The organism is Nesterenkonia sp. AY15 (assembly GCF_022565855.1).
In the GTDB taxonomy this organism is placed as follows: Bacteria; Actinomycetota; Actinomycetes; order Actinomycetales; family Micrococcaceae; genus Nesterenkonia.
In genome coordinates this window covers 606824-631650 of the sequence record NZ_JAJOYV010000001.1, presented here as the reverse complement: position 1 = coordinate 631650, position 24827 = coordinate 606824, and the positions used below count along the sequence as shown (strand labels likewise).

Below are 24827 nucleotides of genomic sequence, written 5' to 3'. Positions count from 1 at the left end.
GAATTCTACGCGTTTGAGTGATCCTCGATCACTTCACGCACGATCTGAAAGGCTGCTCCCGGGGCGTGGCCTCTGCGGGCCAGCATCGAGACCAGTCGACGGGTGACCTTGTCCCGCTCGGCGCGCTCCTCCGGACTGGGCCCGGTGGGCACGGCCTTGCCCTGAAGCTTGCGCCGCACGAGCTCGCGCGCGGCCTCACCCTCGTCCTCGGCGCTGATCTGCTCCAGCGCGTCAGCTGCCACCGGCTCGCTGATGCCCTTCTCACGCAGCTCCCGGCGCAGCGCGGACTTTCCGAGGTTCTTGAGCTCATGACGACCCCTCACCCAGGTGCGGGCGAACTCCGTGTCATTGACCAGGTGGACCTCTTCCATCCGATCCAGCACCCGGGTGATGATCTCCGGGTGGAACTCCTTCTCCTTCAACGCCACGGCGAGCTGGTGCCGGGACTTCGGGGACCCGGTGAGTCGGCGCAGCACCACGGCACGGGCCTTCTCGTACTGCTCCTCAGGACTGAGCTCGGCGATGGCACCCATGGAGGTCTCGGCCTCCCCGTCGTCGGCCTCAGCTTCAGCTTCAGCTTCAGGGGCATCGACTTCGGGGGCATTGACTTCGGGGGCATCGAACGCGGGGGCGTCCTCGGCCCGATCTTCGCGGCGATCCTCAGCCTCCAACGGCGCCGTGGGGCCGGGGAGCCCGCCAGGGTCCACCAGCGGACGGGCCGCGGCTGATGCCTCGAACTCGAGGTCTCCCGACTCGATGTCAGCGAGTTCGGGGCCAGCGAGTTCGGAGTCAGCGAGTTCGGGGCCGGCGGAGTCGGCCTCCGCGCCCAGGGCGTCGCCCGGGACGGTTTCGCCCGGGGCAGACCCGGCAGTCCCAGCGTCGGCAGGCGGAGGGTCGGCAGGCGGAGCGTCGGCAGGCGGAGCGGGCAGGGAGGTGTCCACCACCAGGAAGTCGGGAACCGGCTCGTCCGGGTCCCGCTCCTGGATTCTCGTCATGGCCGCCCGCAGGGCGTCGATCTTCTGCTGCTGGTCACCCATAGAGGCCTCCTATCAGCCGTCGACCGCCTTGAGGGCGGGTCCACCTTCGTCTTCCAGCGGGGCGATCAGACCGAGCTTCTCCCGGATGCGACGCTCGATCTCATCGGCAAGGTCGGGATTGTCCTTGAGGAAGGTGCGTGCCTTCTCCTTGCCCTGGCCCAGCTGGTCCCCGTCATAGGTGAACCAGGCGCCGGACTTCTTCACGAGGCCGTTCTCGACGCCGACGTCGATGAGGCCGCCTTCACGGGAGATTCCCTCGCCATAGATGATGTCGAACTCGGCCTGCTTGAACGGCGGGGCCATCTTGTTCTTCACGATCTTGGCGCGGGTCCGGTTGCCCACCGCGTTGGTGCCCTCCTTGAGGGTCTCGATGCGGCGCACGTCGACACGGACCGAGGCGTAGAACTTCAGCGCCTTGCCGCCCGAGGTGGTCTCCGGGGAGCCGAAGAAGACGCCGATCTTCTCGCGGAGCTGGTTGATGAAGATCGCAGTGGTCTTGGTCTGCGAGAGCCGACCGGCGATCTTGCGCAGCGCCTGCGACATCAGGCGGGCCTGGAGGCCGACGTGGGAGTCGCCCATCTCGCCTTCGATCTCGGCGCGGGGCACCAGCGCGGCGACGGAGTCGATCACGACGATGTCGATGGAGCCCGAGGAGACCAGCATGTCCATGATCTCCAGCGCCTGCTCACCGGTGTCCGGCTGGGAGACCAGCAGCGCGTCGGTGTCCACGCCCAGCTTCTGGGCGTACACCGGATCGAGGGCGTGCTCGGCGTCGATGAAGGCGGCGATGCCGCCCATCTTCTGCGCGTTGGCCACTGCATGGAGGGCCACGGTCGTCTTGCCCGAGGACTCCGGGCCGTAGATCTCCACGACGCGGCCGCGGGGGAAGCCGCCGATGCCGAGTGCGGCGTCCATGGCGATCGATGAGGTCGGGATGGTCTCGATCGGCGCCCGGGTTTCATCACCCAGACGCATGACCGAACCTTTGCCGAACTGCTTGTCGATCTGTGCCAGCGCTGCTTCAAGCGCCTTCTCACGATCTTTGCTGACTGCCATGATTCACCTCGATGACTCGTTGTATGTATGTGGTGCCAGATTAGGCGGACCCTCTGACATGCCCTCGTGCACGGGCAGACGATGTGCATCCAACCGGGTCGACCCCGCAGTACGGGCCTTCTGAGGAAAACTCTAACGCATCCAGTCGAACATATCTTCGACTGTCGCCCGGCGTGTCCGCGCGGCTGATTCGCCCGCCGCCGCCGAGGCCGCGGGCCGCTCCACCCATGGTGCTGATCGGGTGTGTCCGGTCCAGCTCAGCTCTTCGGCGAGATGTCTCGTCCGAGGCGTCGATCAGCGGGGACATCCTGCTGCTCACACACGGCGTCCCAGACATCGCGCGCACTCACGCCCGCCTCCAGCGAGGACTTCACCGTCAGCTGGTATTCGCTGAGCACCAACGAGTCGGCGAGGACGTGGGCGTAGTTGGCCCCGAACTCACCCTCCATGAGGAACCAGAACCGGCTTTCTCTCACGAAACCCTCTTGTCTGTGCCGTTGTCTGTCGAATGTCGCACCGCTGATCCTGCGGAGCGCTGCACCGGGTCGGCGATGTTCACGGCTCCCGGGACGGTGGACTCCTGCGCGAGCGAGGGATCGTGCTCGGCGTCGAACTCGGTGTAGGCCTTGTTGAGCTTGGCCAGCAGCTTCGAGAGCGTCTCGATCTCCTGCTCCTGCCAGGGCGTGAGCATCTGCAGGTATCGCTCGGCTCGGTCCCCCTGGGCGGATTCCAGCCGGGCGCGGCCCTCCTCGGTCAGCGAGACCATCTGGGCCCGGCCGTCGGCAGGGTCGGTGGCCTTCTCCACGAAGCCGCGGTGCTCCAGCGTGCTGAGCTGCCGCGAGAGTGTGGGCTTGCCGATCCCCAGGTGACGGGCGATCGCAGTCATCCGCTGCGGTCCCATCTGCTGGAGCGTGGCGAGCACGGAATAAGAGGCCGGCTCGATCTCGGAGTCGATCTGACGCGCCAGCTGCAGGGCGTTGAATCGACGCCGGACGAAGAGTCGGTTGAACTCCTGCTCCAGCTCGTGGACCTTGGCGCGTCGATCAAAACTTTCCATGGGCAACAGTCTAGGACAGCAAGGGAGGGCCGCCCCATAGGGCGCCCTCCCAGACAGATCTTTGGCCTGCTCCGGTGCTGAATCTCATCCGGCTGATCCGCCGACGATGTTGCCGGTCTGGCCAGCGGCTGGCTGGCTGTCGGTGCACACGCCCATGCCTTGCGGCCGGCATCGGTCTCAGGACCCGCTGCGGGCGAGTTCTTCTCGGGTCAGCGCGTCGGGCACGCGATCCGGGACGACTCCGCCGCCGAACTCGCGCTGGAACTCGGTGGGCACGGTGTCGGGGACGTGGAGTCCCTCGGCGGTGGCGATGCGCTCCGCAACCTGGGAGAGCATCGTGGAGAGCGGCACCTCGAGGGCGGAGCAGATCGAGGCGAGCAGCTCCGAAGAGGCTTCCTTCTGCCCGCGTTCCACCTCGGAGAGGTACCCCAGGGACACTCGCGCGTCGTGGGAGACATCTCGCAGGGTCCGGCCTTCGGCCTGCCGGATGCTGCGCAGGACGTCACCGATCTCCTGGCGCAGGATCACTCCCTTGGACTCTCGGGGCTGGGTCGTGGCGACGCCTTCGACGTCCATATCTTTCCAACGGGTCACGCCGTTGACGGTGACTGGTTGTCTCACCATGGACTCACTCCTCTTTCGGTATGTTCCACCTGTCGTCAACGGTCTTGGCAGGTGTTTTCTTCCCGGGGTGGCTGAAGGTCCCTATACGCCTACTCTAGTCCCGATCCCCGATGCCATGAGGTTCGGTGAGCAAGAAGTCTTCGACAAGCTTCAATGCGCCCTCCACCGAGGCGGCGCGGATCTCTGCGCGGTCACCGTGCAGATCCAGCAGCAGGGATCCAGAGATCCACGTCTCAGCGGTCTCGGGGGCCAGTCCCGCCGAGGCCGGTTCGCAGCCGGCGGGAAGGCGCAGTCCGAGCCGCTCGGCTGAGGACTCTCTGCAGGCCAGCCCCAGATAGACCGTGCCCACGTCCTTGCCCTCGTGAGGTTCGGGCCCGGCCACGCCGGTCGTCGCGATGCCGATATCGGCTCCCGTGCAGAACGCGACGCCGCGCGCCATGGCCGCCGCGACATCGGGATCCACGGCGCCGCGATCCTCGAGCAGCTGCGCATCGACGTCGAGAACATTACGTTTCACGGCGCTGGAATAGGCGACGACGCCGCCAAGCAGCGCCACCGAGGTGCCGGGCACCTCGGCGATGCGGGAGCAGAGACCGCCGGCGGTCAGCGATTCAGCGGTGGCCAGGGTGAGGCCCCGGTGCCCCAGGCTCTGGATGATGGTGCGCGGCTCGGTCCGGCGCTCCGCGGCGCGGGCGACCTCTCCGGCCTGTCCGGAGATCCGGTCGGGCTCGCTGGAGAGATCAGTCATCGTCGGGCGACCTGGGGTGCTCGGCCGCGGCAGAGTCTGCACGCTCCTGGCGCACCCGGCGGCGCATCCGGATCGCGGAGATCAGGTAGTCCACTCCGGTGACCACGGTGACGGCCAGGGCGAGGATCATGATCCAGAAGGCGACGTCGGCCAGCCAGGTCGCGATGACCACCAGGGGCAGCAGCATCAGCAGCAGGCCGGCGGACTGCAGCACCGTCTTGAGCTTGCCGCCGCGGGAGGCCGGCATCACGCCGTAGCGGATCACGACCATGCGCAGCACGGTGACGCCGAGCTCACGGGCAAGGATCACGATGGTCACCCACCAGGGAAGCTCACCGAGCAGCGAGAGCATGACCAGGCCGGCCCCGATCAGCAGCTTGTCCGCGATGGGGTCAGCGATCTTGCCGAAGTCGGTGACCAGGTTGCGGGACCGGGCGAGGTCGCCATCGATCTTGTCGGTGAGCACCGCCAGTGCGAAGACCCCGGCGGCGGCCCAGCGCCATCCGCCGTTGGTGGCCTCGCCGGACCCGCCGAACACCTCGCCCTGGGCGTCGAGCACCAGGAGCCAGATGAAGACCGGGACCAGCGCTATGCGCACCATGGTGAGGATGTTGGCGATGTTGAGCAGCGGCGGTTCGGCCGGCTGCCCGGTCTGTGCGTCTCGTTCGCGCGGTGTGTCAGTCATGAGTCTCTCAACGTCCGGTCAATTCCCACATATCCTCGCCGGATGTGGAGTCGTGCCCGTCATGATAGTCCCTCGCCTGCGGCAGGGCCGCCGTGCGTTCGGCGAGATCACGGGCGATCAGGTCGGCGCTGGAGAGCGAGGCGCGGCTGACCTGGCGCTGCCCGACAGCCTGGGTGGGTGCGGTCTGCGTGGGCTCCTCCTCGCCGCGAGCGGGATAGTCGCTGCCCTCGCGCGGCTGGATCGGCTGGATCTGGGTGGGCTGGGTCGTCGGATAGCCAGCCGGATCCGGCGCCGAGACGGCGGAGACCGCCGAATGACCGGACGGAGCGGAGTGACCGGAAGCGGCCGAGTGGGCGGAGTGACCGGAGGCCGCCGAGTAGGCGGAGCCGGCGCCTGCGGCTGACGTCGGACTGTGCGCAGGCTCTGCGACCCCGAGGATGCCGCTGGGCGCGGTCTGCACCGACTGGCCGGGCTCGTATTCGATCCCGGTGTTGTCGTACGCCTCCGGTGCGGCCTCGCTGGGCGCCGCCGCCCGCGGCTCCTCGCCGCGCATCATGGCCAGCAGGCCGGGGAGCTCCTCCGGGGAGACCAGCACGTCGCGGGCCTTGGAGCCCTCGGAGGCGCTGACCACACCGCGGGATTCCATCAGGTCCATCAGTCGCCCGGCCTTGGCGAAGCCGACGCGCAGCTTGCGCTGGAGCATCGAGGTGGAGCCGAACTGGGTGGTGACCACCAGCTCGGTGGCCTGAAGGAGCACGTCGAGATCGTCGCCGATGTCCTCGTCGATCTTCTTCGAGACCTTCTCCGGCACCACGTCTTCGCGGTACTGGGCCTTGAGCTGGGACTTCACATGCTCGACCACGGCGTGGACCTCGGAGTCGTTGACCCAGGCCCCCTGCACGCGCATCGGGTTGGGCCGACCTGCCGGCAGGAACAGCGCATCGCCCTGTCCGAGCAGCTTCTCGGCGCCCACCGAGTCAAGCACCACGCGGGAGTCGGTGGAGGAAGAGGTGGCGAAGGCCATCCGGGAGGGGATGTTCGCCTTGATCAGCCCGGTGACCACGTTGACCGAGGGACGCTGGGTGGCCAGCACCAGGTGGATGCCGGCGGCGCGGGCGAGCTGGGTGATGCGCACGATCGAGTCTTCGACGTCGCGCGGAGCGACCATCATCAGGTCGGCGAGCTCATCGACGATCACCAGCAGATACGGGTAGGGGCGCAGGTCGCGCTTGGAGTCCGGCGGCAGCTGGATCGCTCCGCTGCGCACGGCCTTGTTGAAGTCGTCCACGTGCTTATAGCCGAAGTGGGCGAGGTCGTCGTAGCGGTTGTCCATCTCCTTGACCACCCACTGCAGCGCCTCGGCGGCCTTCTTGGCGTCCGTGATGATCGGGGTGACCAGGTGCGGGACACCTTCGTAGGCGGTGAGCTCCACCCGCTTGGGGTCCACCATGACCAGGCGCACCTCATCGGGGGTGGCGCGCATCAGGATCGAGGTGACCATGGAGTTCACGAACGCTGACTTGCCCGCACCGGTGGCGCCGGCGACGAGCAGGTGCGGCATCTTGGCCAGGTTGGCGACGACGAAGCCGCCCTCCACGTCCTTGCCCACACCCATGACCATCGGGTGCTCGGTCTTCCGCGCCGCGTTGGAGCGCAGCACGTCACCCAGGGCGACGACTTCCTTGTCCTTGTTCGGGATCTCGATGCCGATGGCTGACTTGCCCGGGATCGGCGAGAGGATCCGGACCTCGTTCGAGGCCACGGCGAGGGAGATGTTCTTCTCCAGCCCGGTGACCTTCTCCACCTTGGTGCCGGGAACCAGCTCCACCTCGTACCGGGTGACGGTGGGGCCGCGGGAGAACCCTGTGACCTGGGCTTCGACCTTGAACTGCTGGAAGGTCTGGTTCAGCGCGTGGACGATCTCATCGTTGGCGGCGGTGTGCTCCTTGGCCGGCGGACCCGAGGGCAGCAGCCCCTGTTCGGGCAGCGCGTAGGTGACGTCGCCACCGAGGGTGAGCTGCTCCGAGCGCACCGGCATGGCAGCGGCCGGAGCGGGCGCCTCGGGGTTGGGATTGCGCTTCAGTCCCGCGGAGGACGGAACGCCCGACGGCGGCACGGCAGGCGCCGCCGCTGCGGCGGGTGCCGCGTGGGCTGCGGCTGCCGGTGCGGCCTTCTCCCGGGCGCGCTGAATGGCGCGCTCCTGGGCGGTGGGGCGGCGCACCCCGGCAGGCACTGCCGGAGAGCCGAACGAGTCCTGCTCGGACTCGTTGAACACCGGGTCCTCGTAGGCGCCCTCGGTGGCGCGCCTGGCCTCGGGGTCTTCGTGGCCGAAGGAGTCGGTGTCTGAGTCCTCGGAATCCTGCTTGGTGCCCATGATCTTCGACAGCAGGGACTTCTTGGTGCGGCCCTCGCCGCCGCCGTCCTCGGCGTGGCGGGCGGCGCGACGCGGGCGGGCCTGGGCGTCGTCGTCGTGAGACTTTGACTGTGATGCGGGCGCTGACTTCGAGCCCGACTTCTGCGCGGGTGCCGACTGCTGGGCCGAGCCGCCGGAGGGAAGACTCGGATCCTCGAGCGGCTCGCGGCGCTCCCCGACGATGAAGCCCTTGGCGACCGCGACACGGTCGGGGACCCGGCGCAGCGGGGTGTCGGTGATGACCAGGAGTCCGGCGAGCAGCGCGAGCAGCAGCAGCGCCCAGACCGGGTAGGGGGTCACCAGGGAGGCCAGCGGGACGCTGACCAGGTAGCCGATGACTCCCCCGGAGTTCAGCAGGGCGGTGAAGGTGCCGTCGTCGCCGACGGTGAAGGCCTCGTTGATCGTGGGCAGACCGTTGGCCAGGTGCACGACCCCGGCCGAGGCGACCAGGATGATGGCGCTGCCTGCGGCGATCCGGGCGTTGCCGGCATGCTCCTGGGGTGCGCGGAAGTAGCGCACGGCGGCGATGAACAGGATCAGCGGAAGGATCACCGAGGCCCAGCCGAAGGTCCCCGCAGTGGAGGTGTGCACCAGGTTGACCGCCCAGTGATCCAGGGTGCGGGCTCCCCACCAGTCGACCACCGCGGTGAGCAGCGCGAGCAGGAAGAACACCAGTCCGGCGCCGTCGCGGCGATCATCGGGGTGAACCTTCACCTGCCGACCGATCCCGCGCACAGCAGAGGCCACCGGCGTGGCCAGGGCCAGCCAGAAGCCGCGTGCGGCGGAGGCCAGCAGGTTCCCGCGGGGGGACTCTGCCGGTGGGTTGGAGGGATTCTTCGACGTCGTCGCGCGGCCGGATGCACTTTTGGAGGTCTTGCTTCCTTTGGTGCTGGCGGCTCGCGAGGGGGAAGTACGTGTCGCCATAGAGGCTAACTTACCCTCGATGCCGGGTCCGGTCACCGATCGGCACACCTTTGGACCCCGTCACACCCTTGCGCCGGATGCGCCGCTGGGCCCCGCATGATGCGAGGCCCAGCGGCGTGATGGTGCAGATCTGACCGGTGCAGGTCGAGCTGACCCGGGCGGGGCGACCCGATGGATCAGGTCTCGACGACCACCGGGACGATCATCGGCTTGCGGCGCAGCTTGCGCGCCACCCAGGAGCCCATGGTGCGGCGCACGATCTGCTGCAGCTGATGCGTGGTGTGCTCCTTGTTGTCCTGGATCGCCTCGGTCAGCGCGCGGGAGATCTTCGGCTTGATGTCCTTGAAGACCTGATCCTCCTCGGCGACGCCGCGGGCGTGGATGTCTGGTCCGGAGATGATCTTGCCGGTCTGCCGGTTGACCACCACGACCACGGAGATGAAGCCCTCTTCGCCCAGGACGCGTCGGTCCTTGAGGTCGTTGTCGGTGATCTCGCCGATCGAGGAGCCGTCCACGTAGACGTAGCCGCACTCGACCTGGCCGACGATCTGCGCGACACCCTTGTGCAGGTCCACCACGGAGCCGTCATCGGCGAGGATGACGCGGTCGCTGGGGACCCCGGTGTCCTCGGCGAGCCTGCCGTTGGCGATCAGGTGGCGGGTCTCGCCGTGGACAGGCATGACGTTCTTGGGCTTGACGATGTTGTAGCAGTAGAGCAGCTCACCGGCGGAGGCGTGTCCGGAGACGTGGACCTTGGCGGTGCCCTTGTGGATCACGTCGGTGCCGAGCTTGAGCAGCCCGTTGATCACGCGGAAGACCGCGTTCTCGTTGCCGGGGATCAGCGAGGAGGCCAGGATGACGGTGTCGCCGTCACCCACCTGGATCGGGTGGTCGCCGTTGGCCATGCGCGAGAGCGCGGCCATCGGCTCGCCCTGCGAGCCGGTGGACATCAGCACCACCTCGGAGTCGGGGTAGTTGTCCACCTTCTTCATGTCCACCAGGATGCCCTCGGGCACGTCCAGGAACCCGAGCTTCGAGGCGATGCCCATGTTGCGCACCATCGAGCGGCCGACGAAGGCCACTTTGCGGTTGTGCGCGTGGGCGGCGTTGAGCACCTGCTGCACGCGGTGCACGTGGGAGGAGAAGGACGCCACGATGATCCGCCGGTTGGAGGTGCCGAAGAGCTGGTCCAGGGTCGGACCGATCTCCTTCTCCGGGGTGGTGAAGCCAGGGACGTCGGCGTTGGTGGAGTCGGTGAGGAACAGGTCCACGCCCTCTTCGCCGAGCTTGGCGAAGTGGCGCAGGTCGGTGATCCGCCCGTCCAGGGGCAGCTGGTCCATCTTGAAGTCACCGGTGTGAAGCACGGTGCCGGCCTCGGTGCGGATGAACAGGGCCAGCGCGTCCGGGATGGAGTGGTTGACCGCGATGAACTCGCACTGGAAGGGGCCGAAGTCCTCGATGTCACCCTCTTTGACCTCGAGCGTGTAGGGCTTGATCCGGTGCTCGGTCAGCTTGGCCTCGATGAAGGCCAGGGTCAGCGTGGAGCCGATCAGGGGGATGTCGGGCTTCTTGCGCAACAGGTACGGGACGGCCCCGATGTGGTCCTCGTGGCCGTGGGTCAGGACCAGGCCGACGACGTCGTCGAGCCGGTTCTCGATGTAGCTGAAGTCAGGAAGGATCAGGTCCACGCCGGGCTGTTCCTCTTCGGGGAAGAGGACGCCGCAGTCGACGATCAGCAGCTTGCCGTCGATCTCGAAGACCGTCATGTTGCGCCCGACCTCCCCCAGGCCGCCAAGGGCGACGGTGCGCAGGGTGCCGCGGCGGAGTTTCGGTGGAGTGATGAGGCGCTGTGCTGCCAAGGTGAGATTCCTCCTCGAGAGATCCCGGTGGGGACCTCAATTGTGTAGTGGTTGCGTTCTCTGCTCCGCTGGCAGCCCGTTCTTCGAACGGGTCCCTCAGAGCTGCCAGCCTGCCTCGCGCAGGTCGGCGATGATCAGTTGTTTCTCGAGTTCGTTGGCCTGCACCAGGGGCAGGCGGACGCTGGGGTGCATCCCGGTGCCGAGCCAGTTGAGCACCTGCTTGCACGAGACTGCGCCCTGGACGCGGGTCATCATCGCGCGGATGACGGGGCCGAGCTCGCCGTGGGCGATGCGGGCCTCGCGCAGCTCGTAGTTGAGCACCGCGTCGATCATCCGTCGGAAGGTCGGGGACGCCACGTGGGCTGTGACCGAGACGACTCCGGCGGCGCCCATCGCCATCCAGGCGAGCACATTCTGGTCATCGCCGGAGTAGACCTCGAGGTCGGTCTTGGTGAGCACCTCGGTGGTGGCGGTGATGTCGTTCTTGGCGTCCTTGAGCGACATGATGTGCGGGTGCTCGGCGAGCTTGAGGATCGTCTCGGTGGCGATCGGGATGCCGGTGCGTCCGGGGATGTCATAGACCATCAGCGGCAGGTCAGCGGCATTGGCCACCGCGGTGAAGTGCGCGAACACTCCGTCCTGGCTGGGCTTGTTGTAATACGGGGTGACCACCAGCTGGCCGTCGGCCCCGGCGCGCTCGGCGCGCTTGGCCATGAGCAGGTCGTGGTCGGTGTGGTTGGTCGCGGTGCCGGCGATGACCTTCGCCCGGTCTCCGACGGCGGACTTGGCCGCGCGGACCAGGGATTCCTTCTCGTGGTCCTCCAGCGTGGAGGTCTCACCGGTGGTGCCCGAGACCACCAGGGAGTCGTTGCCCTCCTCGACGAGCCTGACGGCAAGCGCTTCGAAGGCCTCGAAATCGATCTTGTCATCGGGGGTGAAAGGCGTCACCATCGCCGTGATCAGGTGCCCGAAGTACGGGTCGGTCTGATCCGGGTGCTGGACCTGCCCCTCCATGAGGTGCGGATCGAATTCGTGTGTGGGCTCGTTGTCGCTTGCCATAAGCAACAGCCTACCGCGTGGGCCCCGCCGACGGGCCAGCGACGGGCAGGAACTCCGCGCGGACCTGGCCGGGACTGGGCCGAGACCTGACCGGATCCTGGCCGGGACCCGGTCGCGGGGTCAGATGTCGGCTTCCTCCATGGGACCCGCGCCCAGGGTGATGCCGCTGTGCCCGGGGTCCCCGTCGAAGTGCTCGTGGGAGACGTCGACCACGGGGTACTGGCTCAGATCGATGCCGGCGGGCACCGTGAAGGTGGTGGAGCCGGCGGTGGCGGAGCCGAGGGAGATCAGCTGGGTGCCGTCCTCATCGCGCAGCCACACCTCGAAGTATCCGGCCTCGGGGTCCGGGGCCGCGGAGATCTCTACGGTGAGCTCCAGGGCCCCCGCCTCGGTCTCGACCATCTCGGCGCGGCCGGTGAAGTCCTCTGCGGCCACCGGTTCCAAGGTGGCGTCGCCGACGACGGTGGGGACGGCCACGGGAAGCTCCACCTCGGCGGCGTCTCCCTGGCCGAGCACAGCTGCCACCGCCGCGCCGCCGAGCAACGCGCCTGCGGCGGCCGCCGCGAGCGGGATCCAGGCGCGGCTGCGCCGGGAAGGTTCCCGCTGGCTCTGCCGGCGGCTGTTCCGCTCACTGGTCCGGGGGCGCAGCTCGGTGACCGAGGCCATCGAGGCGCTCCGGTCCGAGGCATGCTCCGGGGTCGCTGCGATCTCGGCGGCGATCCGGTCCCAGAGCCCGGCGGGGGGCTCGTGCAGCGCGGCGGGATCCCGCAGCGCCTCCATGGCACGCTCGGTGGCCTCGAAGGCCGCGTGGCAGGGCCCGCAGAGTCCGAGGTGCTCGCGCTGGGCAGCTGGGAGTGGCGGGTGGATCTGGTCCAAGGTCTGATCATCAGTCTGGTCGGCGGCCGACTCGGTGTGGGCGAGCCGCGGATCGGCCAGGACCGCCAGGTACTCGTCCGTCAGGTGCCCGTTGGTGCCGAAACCGTTCCGCGCGGGAATCTGTTCAGTCACTATGCACCTCCAGACTTTGTCTCATGCGTGCCAGTCCCCGGTGGACATGGGATTTCACGGTGCCGAGCGGCATCTCCAGGCGTTCCGCGATGATCTTGAGCGGAAGGTCCTCGGTGTAGGCCAGACGAATTATCTCATTCTGCGGCGGTCCCAGCTGATTCAGGCTCTGCTGGACCACCACTCGGTCGACCACGGCGTCGGTCGGCTGCGGCGCACCGTCGCGCGCAGCCGCGTCGGCCCCGGCCTCGGCGGCCTGCAGATCCTTCTCCCGCCGGGCGAAGACATCGGCGATCACCCGCCGGGTGATCCCGGTGAGCCAGGCGCCGGTGGGATGGGTGATGTCATAGGTGTCCCGTGAACGCCAGGCCCGGGTGAAAACCTGCTGGGTGGCATCCTCTGCGTCCTGACGATGCCGGAGCGCGGCCATACACAGGGAGAACACGAAGCTACCGTGCTGGCGGTAGAGGTCGTGCATGGCTGCGGGCTCCCCGGCCGCGAAGCGCATCGCAAGGTGCTGATGATCCAGAGCGACTCCTCGGTCGGGGGGCACGGGCAGGCCAGGCGCAACCGGAGCTGTCGCCTGCTCAATCGAGGGGTTCGGCGACCACGATGATGTTGTCCGCATAGCTGCTGCGCTCATCGATCCACTGACCCCCACAGGTGATCAGCACGAGACGGTGCTCCCCGGTCCGCTCGAAATACGGAGCGAAGTCCAGGCCGTCCTTGCCGAGCTGTTCCACCTGTGTGACTTCATAGTGATGTGCATCTCCGGCTTCGTCAAGGACGGTCACCTCCTCACCCGGACTGGAGTCCTTCAATGCATAGAGCGGCCCGACCGGGGTCTCTTGCGAGCCGGCATGGGCCGAGATGACGGTGGTCCCGACCTCATCGGCCGGCGCCTTGCCGTATTCGTACCAGGCCGCCTGGGCGGCGTCGTCGGGGATGTCCATCTGGCCATCCCCGGCGCCGCCGCGCGGCTCCACCGGGATGTCTGCATCGATCTCCGGGTAGAGCACCTGCACGGGCTCGGGAGTGGGCTCCTGTTCTCCCTGCTCGGCAGGTTGGACCGGGACGGATCCGGGACTCAGGACTGAGGGGGTGGCCTCCGGAGATCCGGGGGCCGTCGGCGAAGGGGAAGACGCCGACGGTCCCGGGGATGCTCCGGAGGCCGAGACCGCCGCCGCCTGGCCCTCGGAGCTGGCCGCAGTCCCCGTGGCGCACCCTGTTGCGACCAGAGAAGCGGTGAGCATGAGAGCCAGGCTGGCGGAGTGACCCGCCCGCAGGCGACGACGGTGGTTGTTCATCTCAGGCGCGGCTCTTGGCGCGGGCACCCATGGCCACGGCTCCGACGCCCATCAGGGCCAGCACGCCGATGCCGGCGACCCAGCCGGCAGTGGACTGGCCGGCGACGACCTCGAAGTTGCCGGTGGGCACGCCGTCTGGCGAGGAGTGCGCGGCGTCGACCGTCTGGGTTGCCAGAGCCAGGTTGCCGTCCGCGGCGGAGCCCCAGGCGTAGACGATCGTGTTGACGCCTTCGGCGACGTCGACATCAGCCGGGCCGATGACCGGGTCAGACTCGCCGGCCAGAGACACGGCGGCCTCAAGCGTGCCGGCAGGCAGCTCCAGCGCGGCCTCGTCCGGGTTCGCCAGCGACTCGACGGCGACCTCGCCGTTGGCCCAGATGTCGACCTCGGGGGCGGCGGCCACGTGGCGCACCGTGAGGCGACCCTCACCGGCCGCGAGCTCCGAGGTGTCGTTGCCGAACGCGGTCACGGTCGGGTTGCCGTCGGCGTCCAGGTGGGCGGCTGCGGTGTAGTTCCCGCCGCCCTCCAGGGAGACGTCCACGGGGCCGAGCACCGGATCCGAGGCATCGGCGGCGTCGGCGGCGGTGATCGCGATCTCGTAGTCGCCGCCCGGCAGCTCCAGCGGCCCGGCCAGGTCACCTGGGTTGAAGTCATCGAGGGTCAGCTCGCCGTTGACGTAGACGTCGACGGGAAGGTCCGGCACGGCGTGCAGCACGGAGAGCTGAGCGGAGGCCTCATGCTCGTCGGCGTAGGCAGGGGCCGCGGTGGCAGCGATGGCCATCCCGACGAGAGCGGTGGTGGCGAGTGGAAGTGACTTGCGCATGGCGTTGTCCTTTCAGGGTGCCTGAAGGCAGTGATGGTGATCACTTTTTGTGCTCACATCAGGACTACCGTCGGAGCCGCAAAAAGGTTGCAGCGGATTCGAAACTTTTTTCTCCCGGGCCGCTCAAGTGGTCCGCTGGCGCGCCCACCAGGTGCTCGGCGATCGTCGGCCCGAGGAAGCAGTAACGTACATACGGTGATCAAAGCTGGCACCACCTCCGTACGTCCGCGCCGCATCTCCGGTGTCGATGCCGCCCGCGGTCTCGCGCTGCTGGGGATGATGAGCGTCCACGCGCTGCCCACCATCTCTGAGACCGGCCAGGACGCGAGCTGGGCCGGGCTGCTCTTCACCGGACGGCCCTCCGCGCTGTTCGCGATGCTGGCCGGGGTGGGGCTCTCGCTGCTCAGCGGCGGCGACGGCCGACCCCATTCCGGGGCGCAGCTCGCCGGGGACCGCAAGGCTGTGGCGGGGCGCGCGCTGGTCGTGGTGGTGATCGGGCTGCTGTTGGCCTCGTTGAACTCCGGAGTGGCGATCATCCTGGTGCACTACGGCCTGCTCTTCCTGCTCGCGCTGCCGTTCCTGCGTCTGGGCGCGGTGCCGCTGTTCGCGCTCGCCGGGGCCTGGGTGGCCGCAGCCCCGGTGGCGTTCTGGTGGCTGCACAACGATCTGCGCAGCTCCTGGGAGGGATTCCCCGACATCTGGCGGCTCTGGCACTCCCCCGGCGTCGCCGACCTGGCCAATCCGGCGGTGCTGGGCATGGATCTGGCGCTGACCGGGTACTACCCGCTGCTGCTGTGGCCGGCTTACCTCTTCACCGGCATGGCCATCGGCCGGCTGCAGCTGCACCGCGCCCCCACCGCGCTGAAGCTGGCCGGCATCGGTCTCGTGCTGGCCGCGGCGAGCTACGCGGTGCACCTGTGGATGCTCTGGCAGTCCTCGCTGATCCCCGAACTGGCGGCCCGCTATGGCTGGTCCAGCGCCGAGATGCGCGCCGAGCTGCTGGTCGGGACCTTCCAGGTTCCGCTGGTCACCGAGGACCTGTGGTTTCTGCTTGCCACCCCCCATGAGGGCTCCACCATGGACCTGATCCACACCATCGGCACCTCGATGCTGGTGCTGGGGCTGTGCCTGCTGGTCGCGGAGAAGCTGCGCTGGCTGCTGGCACCGCTGATCGGCGCGGGTGCGATGCCGCTGACCCTCTACGTGGCCCACATCGTGGTGCTGCACTTCTGGCGCGGGGCTCCGGTGCCGGACTTCCTGACCTTCCTCACCAAGTATTCGCCGATGGAGATGCTGATGATCCTGATCATCGGCGCCCTGGGCGCGGGTCTGCTGCGCTTCATCCTGCGCCGTCGCGGCCCGCTGGAGGCGCTGGCCCACGCGGCCGGCAACGCCGTCGCGGGCCGCTAGGTCCTCGCCCGGAGCAGGCACGGCGGCGGTTCCCGCACGGCGCTCAGGCGAGGCGGCGGGCTCCGGCGGAGGCGTGCGCCAGGAAGCCGGTGGGCTCGGTGAAGCCGCGCCGGCGGGCATTGTCCTGGACCGCGGCGAGCAGCCCGTCGAAGGAGTCCGCCTGGATCAGCGCGATCACGCACCCACCGAATCCTCCACCCACCTGCCGGGCCCCCAGCGCGGGCTGCACGTGATCGGAGGCCGGCACCGAGAGCAGCGTCTGCACCATGGTGTCGGTCTCTTCGACGGTGATCTCGAAGTCATCGCGGGCAGAGGCGTGGGATGCAGAAAGGATCTCACCGAGCTGGGCGTAGGCGCCGGTGCGCAGCGCCTCCCGGGCGGCGAGCACCCGCGCGTTCTCGGTGAGCACGTGCCGGACCCGTCGCAGGGTGACCTCGTCGGGGAGCCGCGCCGGCAGCTCCTCGGGCGCGACCCCGTCGTCGGTGAGCTCGCGCAGACTCTGCACCCCCAGCGTCCGGGCGCCGGCCTCGCACTGGGCGCGGCGGGCGGCGTACTCGCCGTCCACGAGGCGGTGCTCGGCGCGGGAGTCGATGACCAGCAGCGCGAGATCATCCGGGGCCAGGGTGAACGGGACCTGTTCGGTGCTCATGCTGCGGGTGTCCAGCAGCAGCGCGTGCTCGGCCTCGGCGGCGACCGAGGCCATCTGGTCCATGATCCCGCAGGGCATGCCCACGAAGTCGTTCTCCGCGTGCTGCGCGAGCCGGGCCAGCTCCGCGGCGGGCAGGTCGACGCCGGCCAGGTCGGTGGCCGCCAGCACCACCGAGCACTCCAGGGCGGCCGAGGAGGACAGTCCCGCGCCGATGGGCACCGTGGAGTCGATGAGCAGGTCCAGGCCGGGCAGCCGGTGTCCGGCCTGCTCCAGTGACCAGAGCACCCCGGCGGCATAGGCGGCCCAGCCCGTGACGACGCCGGGGGCCAGCCCGTCGAGGCTGAACTCCGCGGTCTCGCCGTTGAGCAGCGAGCGCACATGGACCATCCGGTCCTCGCGGGCCGCGGCCGCCACCTCGCTGACCTGAGGCAGAGCGAAGGGCAGCACGAAGCCGCCGTTGTAGTCGGTGTGCTCGCCGATCAGGTTGACCCTGCCCGGGGCGGCCCAGATCCCGGTGCAGGTGCGGCCGTAGGCGGCGTGGAAGTGCTCGGCGAGCGCCAGGTGCTCTGAGCTCATGCGGCGCCTCCGCGGGCCTGGTCTCCGGGGGTCTGGGTTCCGGCGGTCTGTGGGTCGGGGGTCGCGGCGGGCTCGTGCCCCAGGGCGGCCCAGGCGTCGGCGACCATCTCGCGGACCTCGCGGGTCGGGCTCCAGCCCAGCCGCTCGAGCGCGCGCGCTCCGGAGGCGACCAGCACCGCCGGGTCCCCGGCGCGGCGGGGCTCCTCCGTCGCCGGAACTGGAGCCCCGGTGACCTCGCGGACGGCGTCGATCACCTGGCGCACCGAGGTGCCGGTGCCGGTGCCGAGGTTGTAGATCTCGTGGGTCGAGGGTTCGGCGGCCTGCAGCGCGCGCAGGTGCGCCTCGGCGAGGTCGAGCACGTGGATGTAGTCGCGCACCGCGGTGCCGTCCTCGGTCGGGTAGTCGGTGCCGAAGATGCTGGCGGACTCCTTCTCCCCCGCGGCGACCTTGAGCAGATTCGGGATCAGGTGGGTCTCCGGGTCGTGGCGTTCGCGCAGGTCACCGGAGGCGCCGGCCACGTTGAAGTAGCGCAGGCTGATCGCGGCCAGCCCGTGGGCGTGGGCCTCGGCGGTGAGCATGTGATCGATCGCCAGCTTCGACGCCCCATAGGGGTTGGTCGGCATGGTCGGGTCCGATTCGGCGATGCTGGATCCGGCGGGCTCCCCGTAGACCGCGGCGGTGGAGGAGAACACCAGCCGGCCGACCCCGGCCTCGCGCATCGCATCGAGCAGCGCGAGGGTGGCGACGATGTTGCCGTGCCAGTAGCGCTCCGGGTGGCTCACCGACTCCCCCACCAGGGAGCGCGCGGCGAGGTGGACGACACCGTCGAAGCTGGAGTCCAGGATCTCACCGACCTGGAGCAGCTCGGCCTGGTGCCAGCGCGCTCCGTCCAGCACGGAGTCGGCGTGGCCGGTGCTCAGGTTGTCCAGGACCTCCACGGTGTGGCCCTCGGCGAGCAGCCGCTGCACCACCACGGATCCGATATACCCGGCACCGCCGGTGACCAGCAGCTTCATGGTGTCTCCTCTGTCTGGGTGGGTGTTGCCTGCTCTGACTCTGCCGTGTCTGATTCTGCCGCCTGCGGGCCGATCGCCACGAGTCGCCGTGCCGTCTCCTCAGGGGCGATGTCATTGATGAACACGCCCATCCCGGATTCGGAGCCGGCCAGGTACTTCAGCTTGTTCTCCGCCCGCCGGATCGAGAACAGCTGCAGATGCAGCCGCATCAGCCCGGGTGCGGTCGAGGCCGGGGCCTGTTGCCAGCCGGAGATGTAGGGCAGGGGTGAGTCGAAGAGCAGGTCGCCGCGGCGCAGCAGGTCCAGGTAGAGCGCGGCGAAGTCGTCGCGTTCGGCGTCGGTGAGCTCGGGCAGCCGCTCCACCGCGCGGTGCGGGTAGATGTGCAGCTCCACCGGCCAGCGCGCCCAGGCGGGGGTGAACGCGGTCCAGTGCTCGGTGCGCGCGACGATCCGGCGACCGTCGGCGACCTCGCTGGCCAGGATGTCGGCGAAGAGATCAGCGTCGCGGCGGGCGCGGTAGTCCGCGGCGGAGTCCAACAGGGTGCGGGTGCGCGGGGTGACGAAGGGGTAGCCGTAGATCTGCCCGTGCGGGTGGTTCAGCGTCACTCCGATCTCCTCGCCGCGGTTCTCGAAGCAGTACACCTGCTCGACGCCGGGTTCGGCGAGCATCGCGGCGGTCCGGTCCGCCCAGGCGTCCACCACGGTGCGCATCCGCCTGACGCTGACCTGCCCCAGCGCGGAGGTGTGCTGGTCGGTGAAGCAGACCACCTCGCACCGGCCCGAGCCGGGGTGGCGCAGACCGGCAGACTCCTGCGCCGCCGTCGTGGTGCTCAGGAGCTCCTCGGGGATCGGGATGTCGCCGCGGAAGGAGGGGAAGCGGTTCTCGAAGACGACGACGTCGTACTGGCCCTGCGGGACCTCGGTGGCACGCTCGGGCGTCGAGGGGCACAGCGGGCATTGATCGGTGGAGGGCAGGTGGGTCCGATTCTGGCGGGCCGCGGCGATGGCCACCCATTCGCGCAGCAGCGGGTCATAGCGCATCTCGTTGCCGCCCACCGGTCGGGAGATCTCGCGCCGGTCCTCGACGGTGCGACGGCGGGGCTCATCGTCGAAGAAGAAGATCTCGCGGCCGTCGGCGAGCTGGGCCCGGGTGCGCTGCGCGGCATGCCCGCCGGGGAGGGGCTGCGGCGGTTCGGGCGCGGGGCGCTCGGCGGCGCTGGCGGGGGTGGCGGGGGTGGTCATCGGGGACTCCTGGTCTCGGTGGGTTCGGCGAGGATCAGCGCCTCGAGCTGCTCGCGCAGCGCATCGGCCGCGGCGTCGTCGAGGCCGGTGTCGGTGATCAGTGTGTGGATCTGCGCGAGCTCGGCGAAGGTGCCCAGCGCTGTGGCGTTCCATTTGCTGTGATCCGCCAGCACGACGGCGCGCGGTGAGGTCTGCAGCCAGGTCCGGTTGGTCTCGGCCTCCTCCAGGTTCGGAGTGGTGAACCCGGCCTCCAGGGCAAAGCCGTGGGCGCCGAGGAAGATCAGATCCAGATGCAGGGAGCGCAGCGCCTGGTTCGCGATCGGGCCGAACAGCGCGTCCGAGGGCGTCCGGACTCCCCCGGTGAGGATGACGGTCTGATCTGCTGGTGCGCTGCCCGCGGCTGTCTGTTCCGGGGCTTCGCCGCCGACCCGCGCCTGCTCGGCGGAGCGGTGGAAGATCTCCGCGATCCGCGGGGAGTTGGTGACCACGGTGAGCTCTCCGATGTCGAGGAGCCGGTGCGCCAGCGCCCAGGTGGTGGTGCCGGCGGAGAGGCCGATGGACATCCCCGGCTGGACCAGCTGAACGGCGGCCGCGGCGATGGCTTCCTTCTCGGCCTGGCGCTGCGCTGACTTCACCGGGAAGCCCGGCTCCTCGCTGCGCCGCGCGGATGAGCCGGCGGCGGCATCGGCCGGGGCGACGGCTCCTCCGTGGACCTTGGCGATGAGCCCGTGGGCGGCGAGGTTGTCCAGGTCCCGACGGATGGTCATGTCCGAGACCCCGAAGTGCGCGGCGAGCTCGGTGACGCTCACGGCCCCGGAGACGTCCAGCAGAGAGACGATCCCGGCACGACGCTGGGCTGCCAGCATGGACTCCCCTTCACTTGCCGACCTGTTGCTCACATTCAAACACAAGCGAACAGTTCCCAACACCCCCTGACCTGTCCAGGGAGAACCCCCGGTGGGGAGGACTGGACGATAGGCTGGGGGGATGAGCACAGCAGAGATTCGAGTCGCCGTCCTCGGCGCGGGCGGCCGCATGGGCATCGAGGCCGTGAAAGCCGTTCAGAACGCACCGGACATGGAGCTGGTCGCCGCGCAGGGCCGCACAGACGAGCTCAGCGAGATCCTCTCCGCCGGGGCCACCCATGTGGTGGATCTGACCGTGCCGGAGTCCACCGAGGCCAATGTCCGCTTCGCCGTGGAGCATGGCCTCCACGCGGTGGTCGGCACCACTGGCTGGGACACCGCGAAGCTGCAGGCTCTGGAGCAGCTGCTCAGCACGCACAGCTCCACCGGTGTGCTGATCGCCCCGAACTTCGCGCTGGGCTCGGTGCTGGCCACCGCCTTCGCCGCCAAGGCCGCGCAATACTTCGACTCTGCCGAGATCATCGAGCTGCACCACCCGAAGAAGGTCGATGCCCCTTCAGGCACCGCGGTGCGCACCGCGGAGCTGATGGGTCAGGCGCGGGACGCGGCCGACGTCGGCCCCTCCCCCGATGCCACCGAGACCGCCCTGGAAGGTGCTCGCGGCGCCGAGGTCGCCGGGATTCACGTGCATTCGGTGCGGCTGCGCGGACTCGTCGCGCATCAGGAGGTCCTGCTGGGCTCCACCGGTGAGCAGCTGACCATCCGCCACGACTCCTTCGACCGCGCCTCCTTCATGCCCGGCGTGCTGCTGGGTCTGCGCACCGTGGGATCGCGGCCAGGCCTGACCCATGGGCTCGACGGCTACCTGGACCTGGGACTGTAGCCCGCGTGAAGACGAAATTCTGGACCGGACTGGTCATCGTCCTGCTCGCCATCATGTTGGTCGGCGCCGGGGCCTCAGCCTGGCGGTTCCTGCGCGTGGATGACCTCGCCGCGCAGCTCATCGGCGCCGGTGCGATGCTGATCGTGATCCTCGGCGTCTGGGTCCTGGCCCGGGAGCTGCTCTTCGGCATCGGCACCGAACGATTGGGCCGGAGGCTGGAGACCGAGGGCGGGCTGCCCGAAGACACCGTGGAACGTTCTGCCGGAGGCCGGGCGAACCGGGCCCAGGCCGATGAGCAGTTCAAGATCTACGCCGCCGAGGCCGAGGCCGCCCCTTCAGACTGGCGCTCCTGGTTCCGGCTCTCCATCGCCTATGACATCGCCGGGGATCGCACCCGAGCCCGGAAGAACATGCGCAAGGCGATCGCCATGGAGAAGACGGCCCGCTCGAGCCGGTAGGTCCTGCACCGGGCTAGAGCCCGACCCATTCCTTGCTGCCGTCGGCGAAGAACTGCTCTTTCCAGATCGGCACCTGTTCCTTGGTCTGCTCCACCAGTTCGGCGCAGGCTTCGAAGGCCTCGGCGCGGTGGGCCGAGGCGACGGCGGCGACCAGTGCGTGGTCCCCGATCGCGAGCTCCCCCACCCGGTGGGCCACCCAGACCCGCACAGTCGGGAAGCGCGCGGCGATGTCGACGGCCACCTGGGCGATCGCTTCGGCCGCGGAGGGGTGCGCGGTGTAGCTCAGCCGGTGCACGGGCTGGCCCTGGTCGTGGTTGCGCACGATTCCGGAGAAGCCGACGACGGCGCCGGCCCGTTCAGCCCAGACCTCCGCCTCTGCCTGGGCGGGGGTCAGCGGCTGATCGCTGAGCTGGGCGAGGATCACGCGTTCCTGCGGAAACTCGAAGGGCTCATCGGCGGAGAAGCCTGCCCGGTTCAGCTCCTGGGGTGTATCCGAGCTCATTCCTCGCTGTCCCAGGCCTCGTGGTCGCGGATGTCGGCGACCTGGTCGCAGAGGTGCGGGAGGACCTGGACCAGCACCTCCATGCCCTCGCGGACAGCCTTGGGAGAACCGGGCAGGTTCACGATGACCGTCTTGCCGGTGACCCCGGCGACGCCGCGGCTGAGCGAGGCCAGCGGGTTCTTGGTCCGGCCGTGGGCGCGCACCGCCTCCATGATGCCGGGGATCTCTTTGTCCAGCAGCGGCTTGGTGAATTCGGGGGTCAGGTCATCGGGGGTGAGCCCGGTGCCTCCGGAGGTGATGATCACCGCGGGCTCGATCTGCACCAGCAGCTCCGAGAGTGCCGCGAGGACTCCCTCGCCGTCGGGGATCAGCACCGGGGGGCGGGTGAAGAAGCCGATCTTCTTCGCGAACTCGGCGATCACCGGTGCTGAGCGGTCCTCGGTGACCCCGGTGGCCGCGCGGGTGGAGACGATCACCGGTGCGATCATGCGCGAGGTCTGGGCGTCGGAGTAGTCGGTCTCGCCGAGGTCCGGCACCTCAGCCTCAGCGGTGGCGTCGGCGGGGATCTTCTTGGGCGGGGTTGCGTGCGGGGTGTCGGTCATCGGGTCTCCGTCTCAGTCCTGGCCCATTCTCCGCTGGCGCCGCCGGCCTTGAACAGGACCATCTGGTCGGTGATCACGGCGGCCTTGTCCACGGCCTTGATCATGTCGTACAGAGTCAACGCCGCGACCGTGGCTGCCGTCAATGCTTCAATCTCCACGCCGGTGCGCGAGGTGGTCTTCACCTCCGTGGTGATGCGCACCGAGCCCGAGGCAGGGGTGTCGACGTCGAGGTCCACGGTGACCTTCGCGACCGGCAGCGGATGACACAGTGGGATCAGCTCAGGGGTCTTCTTGGCGGCCATGATCCCGGCGATCCTCGCGGTGGCCAGTGCGTCGCCCTTGGGCAGCCCGTCACTGGCGAGCAGCGCGGTGACCTCGGCGGTGGTCTTGACCACGGCCTGGGCCCGGGCCACCCGCTGGGTGACCTCCTTGCCGGAGACGTCGACCATGTGGGCGCTGCCGTCACCGCGGACGTGGGTCAGCCGCTGCTGGGCAGCGGCCTCGGTCTGCTGCGCACCTGGCTGTTCGCTCATCGGGTGCCGATCCCGCGGCCGGTGATCAGCACGGCCTGCCGCTCGGAGCCGGCCGGGATCTCGACGTCGTCCTCGGGCAGCTCCAGCAGCGCATCGGCCCGGGCGAGGTGACCCAGCAGGTGGGAGCCGGGCCCGCCCTCGAGCTCCACGCTGGGCGCCGCGCCGGTCTCGGCGGCGGCGTCATCGAGGATCCGCACGCGACGGAACTGCCGGACGCCCTGCGGGGAGCTGATGTCTTCGACCGTGCGGACCGTGATCCGGCGCGGCGGGGCGCAGTTGGGATCCACCGCCGCCAGCGCGGGACGGACCAGGGTCTCCATGCTCACGGCCGAGGAGACCGGGTTGCCCGGCAGCGAGATGACGGCGATCGGGGCGCGGGCGTCATCGACCTGGGAGCGCCAGTGCAGCAGGCCGCGGCCCTCGAGGTCACCCTCGAGCAGACCCCATCCCTGCGGGCCCCCGGGCTGCTGCGCGACGACGCCGAAGGAGATGCCGCGGCGGCCGAGCCCCTGGCGGACCACCTCGTAGGCGCCCTTGCTGATGCCGCCGGCGGTGATGATCAGGTGTGGGTGGTGCACCGCGATCAGCGCGTCCAGCGCTTCGAGGAACCAGGCCGGGTCATCGGTGCCGATCCGGGAGGTCTCCACCTGGTGCCCAAAGGTCTCCAGCACCGCGCCGAGCAGCGGGGTGTCGGCGTCGTAGAGCTGGCCGGGGCGCAGCTCGGAGCCGGGACGACGGATCTCGTCCCCGGTGGAGACCACCAGGGTGCGGATCGGTTCCAGCACGCTGATCTCGGCGTAGCCGCAGGCGGCGAGCACGGCGAGCTGGGCGGGGCTGATCACGTCACCGGGTTCGGCGAGGAGGGTGCCGGCGTCGATGTCGGAGCCCACCTCCCGGATGTAGCGGCCGCGGGCGACGTCGGCCTCGGTGAGTCCGGTGAAGCGGACCTCCTTGGCGCCGAACCCGTCGGTGAACTCCACCGGGATCACCACGTCGGCCCCGGCGGGGATCGGGGCCCCGGTCATCACCTCGAAGGCGGCGCCGATGGGCAGCAGCGCCGGCTCCTGGCCGGCGGCGGTGGTGCCTGCCACCGGCAGGGTGGCTTCGCCGGCATGCACGGTGAGGTCGGCGGCGCGCAGCGCGAAGCCGTCCATCTGGGAGTTGTCGAACCCCGGCAGGGGCACCTCGGAGACCAGCCGCTCGGCGATGATCCGGCCGGCGACGCCGCCGGAGGAGATCTCCACGGTCTCGGCGGCACGGGCGCCCAGGGCGGCGCCGAGCACCTCTCTGAGGCGGCTGATGTGCTCTTCGACGGGTACGCGGTCGGGGGTCTCTGACATGGGGTCCAGTCTACGCAGAGGCTGTGACATCTCCTCGTGACAGGCCGCGAGGATACGATGGCCAGATGCAGCAGCTTCCAGCTGACCACGCCCCCGCTCCAGGCGCATCGAGCACCGCCCCGGTGAGCCCGAGCTCCTCGAGCCCGGCCTCCCC

General features: G+C 69.3%; 25 protein-coding genes. 3 read left to right on the top strand and 22 right to left on the bottom strand.

The window, feature by feature from the left end; all coding sequences use genetic code 11:
• Window positions 1–5 precede the first annotated feature (5 nt).
• The 14 genes from LSI54_RS13110 to LSI54_RS02785 all read right to left on the bottom strand — a co-directional run bounded on the left by LSI54_RS13110 (window position 6) and on the right by LSI54_RS02785 (window position 14597).
• Window positions 6–1037: a regulatory protein RecX gene (locus LSI54_RS13110; RefSeq protein WP_342357789.1), complete on the bottom strand. Its 1032-nt coding sequence runs from the start codon at window positions 1035–1037 to the stop codon at window positions 6–8.
• 12 nt (window positions 1038–1049) lie between these two features.
• On the bottom strand, window positions 1050–2093 hold the full coding sequence (gene recA, locus LSI54_RS02845; RefSeq protein WP_241464241.1) for a recombinase RecA: 1044 nt from the start codon (window positions 2091–2093) through the stop codon (window positions 1050–1052).
• Window positions 2094–2350: 257 nt separating this feature from the next.
• Window positions 2351–2569, bottom strand: a complete 219-nt coding sequence (locus LSI54_RS02840; protein WP_241464240.1) for a DUF3046 domain-containing protein — start codon at window positions 2567–2569, stop codon at window positions 2351–2353.
• A complete protein-coding gene (locus LSI54_RS02835) occupies window positions 2566–3150 on the bottom strand; it encodes a MarR family winged helix-turn-helix transcriptional regulator (protein WP_241464239.1) in 585 nt (194 codons plus the stop codon). Before LSI54_RS02835 ends, LSI54_RS02840 begins: the two co-directional genes overlap by 4 nt.
• 177 nt (window positions 3151–3327) lie before the next feature.
• On the bottom strand, window positions 3328–3774 hold the full coding sequence (locus tag LSI54_RS02830; RefSeq protein ID WP_274617472.1) for a helix-turn-helix domain-containing protein: 447 nt from the start codon (window positions 3772–3774) through the stop codon (window positions 3328–3330).
• A gap of 94 nt (window positions 3775–3868) precedes the next feature.
• Window positions 3869–4522: a CinA family protein gene (locus LSI54_RS02825; protein ID WP_241475319.1), complete on the bottom strand. Its 654-nt coding sequence runs from the start codon at window positions 4520–4522 to the stop codon at window positions 3869–3871.
• On the bottom strand, window positions 4515–5207 hold the full coding sequence (pgsA, locus tag LSI54_RS02820) for a CDP-diacylglycerol--glycerol-3-phosphate 3-phosphatidyltransferase (protein ID WP_241470006.1): 693 nt from the start codon (window positions 5205–5207) through the stop codon (window positions 4515–4517). The genes LSI54_RS02825 and pgsA overlap by 8 nt, the downstream gene beginning before the upstream one ends.
• 7 nt (window positions 5208–5214) lie before the next feature.
• Window positions 5215–8544 (bottom strand): DNA translocase FtsK 4TM domain-containing protein, encoded by a 3330-nt coding sequence (locus LSI54_RS02815; RefSeq protein WP_241477713.1) that lies wholly within the window; start codon window positions 8542–8544, stop codon window positions 5215–5217.
• Window positions 8545–8720: 176 nt separating this feature from the next.
• On the bottom strand, window positions 8721–10403 hold the full coding sequence (locus LSI54_RS02810) for a ribonuclease J (RefSeq protein ID WP_241477712.1): 1683 nt from the start codon (window positions 10401–10403) through the stop codon (window positions 8721–8723).
• 96 nt (window positions 10404–10499) lie between these two features.
• The gene (dapA, locus tag LSI54_RS02805) at window positions 10500–11417 is read right to left on the bottom strand and encodes a 4-hydroxy-tetrahydrodipicolinate synthase (RefSeq protein WP_241464442.1); all 918 of its coding nucleotides are present in this window, start codon (window positions 11415–11417) and stop codon (window positions 10500–10502) included.
• Window positions 11418–11582: 165 nt separating this feature from the next.
• The gene (locus LSI54_RS02800) at window positions 11583–12470 is read right to left on the bottom strand and encodes an anti-sigma factor (protein WP_241477711.1); all 888 of its coding nucleotides are present in this window, start codon (window positions 12468–12470) and stop codon (window positions 11583–11585) included.
• Window positions 12463–13020: an RNA polymerase sigma factor gene (locus tag LSI54_RS02795; RefSeq protein ID WP_241470009.1), complete on the bottom strand. Its 558-nt coding sequence runs from the start codon at window positions 13018–13020 to the stop codon at window positions 12463–12465. Before LSI54_RS02795 ends, LSI54_RS02800 begins: the two co-directional genes overlap by 8 nt.
• A gap of 34 nt (window positions 13021–13054) precedes the next feature.
• Window positions 13055–13720, bottom strand: coding sequence for a class F sortase (locus tag LSI54_RS02790; protein ID WP_241477710.1), 666 nt, complete (start codon window positions 13718–13720; stop codon window positions 13055–13057).
• A gap of 55 nt (window positions 13721–13775) precedes the next feature.
• On the bottom strand, window positions 13776–14597 hold the full coding sequence (locus tag LSI54_RS02785) for a DUF4397 domain-containing protein (protein ID WP_241464231.1): 822 nt from the start codon (window positions 14595–14597) through the stop codon (window positions 13776–13778).
• A gap of 195 nt (window positions 14598–14792) precedes the next feature.
• Between LSI54_RS02785 and LSI54_RS02780 the strand changes: the two genes are divergently transcribed.
• Window positions 14793–16007 carry a heparan-alpha-glucosaminide N-acetyltransferase domain-containing protein gene (locus LSI54_RS02780; protein WP_241477709.1) on the top strand — a complete coding sequence of 405 codons (1215 nt, stop codon included), beginning with the start codon at window positions 14793–14795 and terminating at the stop codon, window positions 16005–16007.
• A 43-nt stretch (window positions 16008–16050) separates the two neighbouring features.
• On the opposite strand, the gene galK is transcribed toward LSI54_RS02780, so the two are convergent.
• The 4 genes from galK to LSI54_RS02760 are packed head-to-tail and all read right to left on the bottom strand — an operon-like array spanning window position 16051 to window position 20355.
• Window positions 16051–17232, bottom strand: a complete 1182-nt coding sequence (gene galK / locus LSI54_RS02775) for a galactokinase (protein WP_241477708.1) — start codon at window positions 17230–17232, stop codon at window positions 16051–16053.
• Entirely contained in the window at window positions 17229–18248 is a 1020-nt protein-coding gene (galE, locus tag LSI54_RS02770; protein ID WP_241470014.1) for a UDP-glucose 4-epimerase GalE, read from the bottom strand. The genes galK and galE overlap by 4 nt, the downstream gene beginning before the upstream one ends.
• On the bottom strand, window positions 18245–19489 hold the full coding sequence (gene galT, locus LSI54_RS02765; protein ID WP_241477707.1) for a galactose-1-phosphate uridylyltransferase: 1245 nt from the start codon (window positions 19487–19489) through the stop codon (window positions 18245–18247). Before galT ends, galE begins: the two co-directional genes overlap by 4 nt.
• A complete protein-coding gene (locus tag LSI54_RS02760) occupies window positions 19486–20355 on the bottom strand; it encodes a DeoR/GlpR family DNA-binding transcription regulator (protein WP_241477706.1) in 870 nt (289 codons plus the stop codon). Before LSI54_RS02760 ends, galT begins: the two co-directional genes overlap by 4 nt.
• A gap of 121 nt (window positions 20356–20476) precedes the next feature.
• On the opposite strand from LSI54_RS02760, the gene dapB reads away from it, so the two are divergent.
• Entirely contained in the window at window positions 20477–21238 is a 762-nt protein-coding gene (dapB, locus tag LSI54_RS02755) for a 4-hydroxy-tetrahydrodipicolinate reductase (RefSeq protein WP_241464222.1), read from the top strand.
• 5 nt (window positions 21239–21243) lie between these two features.
• Window positions 21244–21696 carry a hypothetical protein gene (locus tag LSI54_RS02750; RefSeq protein WP_241464221.1) on the top strand — a complete coding sequence of 151 codons (453 nt, stop codon included), beginning with the start codon at window positions 21244–21246 and terminating at the stop codon, window positions 21694–21696.
• A 13-nt stretch (window positions 21697–21709) separates the two neighbouring features.
• Here the strand turns inward: LSI54_RS02750 and LSI54_RS02745 are convergent, their stop codons facing one another.
• Genes LSI54_RS02745 through LSI54_RS02730 form a run of 4 tightly spaced genes read right to left on the bottom strand, consistent with a single transcriptional unit; the run spans window position 21710 to window position 24673 of the window.
• Window positions 21710–22198: a molybdenum cofactor biosynthesis protein MoaE gene (locus LSI54_RS02745; RefSeq protein WP_241464219.1), complete on the bottom strand. Its 489-nt coding sequence runs from the start codon at window positions 22196–22198 to the stop codon at window positions 21710–21712.
• A complete protein-coding gene (locus LSI54_RS02740; protein ID WP_342357707.1) occupies window positions 22195–22800 on the bottom strand; it encodes a MogA/MoaB family molybdenum cofactor biosynthesis protein in 606 nt (201 codons plus the stop codon). Before LSI54_RS02740 ends, LSI54_RS02745 begins: the two co-directional genes overlap by 4 nt.
• Window positions 22797–23333: a cyclic pyranopterin monophosphate synthase MoaC gene (gene moaC / locus LSI54_RS02735; protein ID WP_241477705.1), complete on the bottom strand. Its 537-nt coding sequence runs from the start codon at window positions 23331–23333 to the stop codon at window positions 22797–22799. Before moaC ends, LSI54_RS02740 begins: the two co-directional genes overlap by 4 nt.
• A complete protein-coding gene (locus tag LSI54_RS02730) occupies window positions 23330–24673 on the bottom strand; it encodes a molybdopterin molybdotransferase MoeA (protein ID WP_241477704.1) in 1344 nt (447 codons plus the stop codon). Before LSI54_RS02730 ends, moaC begins: the two co-directional genes overlap by 4 nt.
• Window positions 24674–24827 lie beyond the last annotated feature (154 nt).

Excerpts from the sequence above, each read along its gene's own strand:
- LSI54_RS13110 (WP_342357789.1), bottom strand. The coding sequence starts at position 1,037 with ATGGGTGACCAGCAGCAGAAGATCGACGCCCTGCGGGCGGCCATGACG.
- recA (WP_241464241.1), bottom strand. The coding sequence starts at position 2,093 with ATGGCAGTCAGCAAAGATCGTGAGAAGGCGCTTGAAGCAGCGCTGGCA.
- LSI54_RS02835 (WP_241464239.1), bottom strand. The coding sequence starts at position 3,150 with ATGGAAAGTTTTGATCGACGCGCCAAGGTCCACGAGCTGGAGCAGGAG.
- LSI54_RS02830 (WP_274617472.1), bottom strand. The coding sequence starts at position 3,774 with ATGGTGAGACAACCAGTCACCGTCAACGGCGTGACCCGTTGGAAAGAT.
- LSI54_RS02825 (WP_241475319.1), bottom strand. The coding sequence starts at position 4,522 with ATGACTGATCTCTCCAGCGAGCCCGACCGGATCTCCGGACAGGCCGGA.
- pgsA (WP_241470006.1), bottom strand. The coding sequence starts at position 5,207 with ATGACTGACACACCGCGCGAACGAGACGCACAGACCGGGCAGCCGGCC.
- LSI54_RS02815 (WP_241477713.1), bottom strand. The coding sequence starts at position 8,544 with ATGGCGACACGTACTTCCCCCTCGCGAGCCGCCAGCACCAAAGGAAGC.
- dapA (WP_241464442.1), bottom strand. The coding sequence starts at position 11,417 with ATGGAGGGGCAGGTCCAGCACCCGGATCAGACCGACCCGTACTTCGGG.
- LSI54_RS02790 (WP_241477710.1), bottom strand. The coding sequence starts at position 13,720 with ATGCTCACCGCTTCTCTGGTCGCAACAGGGTGCGCCACGGGGACTGCG.
- LSI54_RS02785 (WP_241464231.1), bottom strand. The coding sequence starts at position 14,597 with ATGCGCAAGTCACTTCCACTCGCCACCACCGCTCTCGTCGGGATGGCC.
- galK (WP_241477708.1), bottom strand. The coding sequence starts at position 17,232 with ATGAGCTCAGAGCACCTGGCGCTCGCCGAGCACTTCCACGCCGCCTAC.
- galE (WP_241470014.1), bottom strand. The coding sequence starts at position 18,248 with ATGAAGCTGCTGGTCACCGGCGGTGCCGGGTATATCGGATCCGTGGTG.
- galT (WP_241477707.1), bottom strand. The coding sequence starts at position 19,489 with ATGACCACCCCCGCCACCCCCGCCAGCGCCGCCGAGCGCCCCGCGCCC.
- LSI54_RS02760 (WP_241477706.1), bottom strand. The coding sequence starts at position 20,355 with ATGCTGGCAGCCCAGCGTCGTGCCGGGATCGTCTCTCTGCTGGACGTC.
- dapB (WP_241464222.1), top strand. The coding sequence starts at position 20,477 with ATGAGCACAGCAGAGATTCGAGTCGCCGTCCTCGGCGCGGGCGGCCGC.
- LSI54_RS02745 (WP_241464219.1), bottom strand. The coding sequence starts at position 22,198 with ATGAGCTCGGATACACCCCAGGAGCTGAACCGGGCAGGCTTCTCCGCC.
- LSI54_RS02740 (WP_342357707.1), bottom strand. The coding sequence starts at position 22,800 with ATGACCGACACCCCGCACGCAACCCCGCCCAAGAAGATCCCCGCCGAC.
- moaC (WP_241477705.1), bottom strand. The coding sequence starts at position 23,333 with ATGAGCGAACAGCCAGGTGCGCAGCAGACCGAGGCCGCTGCCCAGCAG.
- LSI54_RS02730 (WP_241477704.1), bottom strand. The coding sequence starts at position 24,673 with ATGTCAGAGACCCCCGACCGCGTACCCGTCGAAGAGCACATCAGCCGC.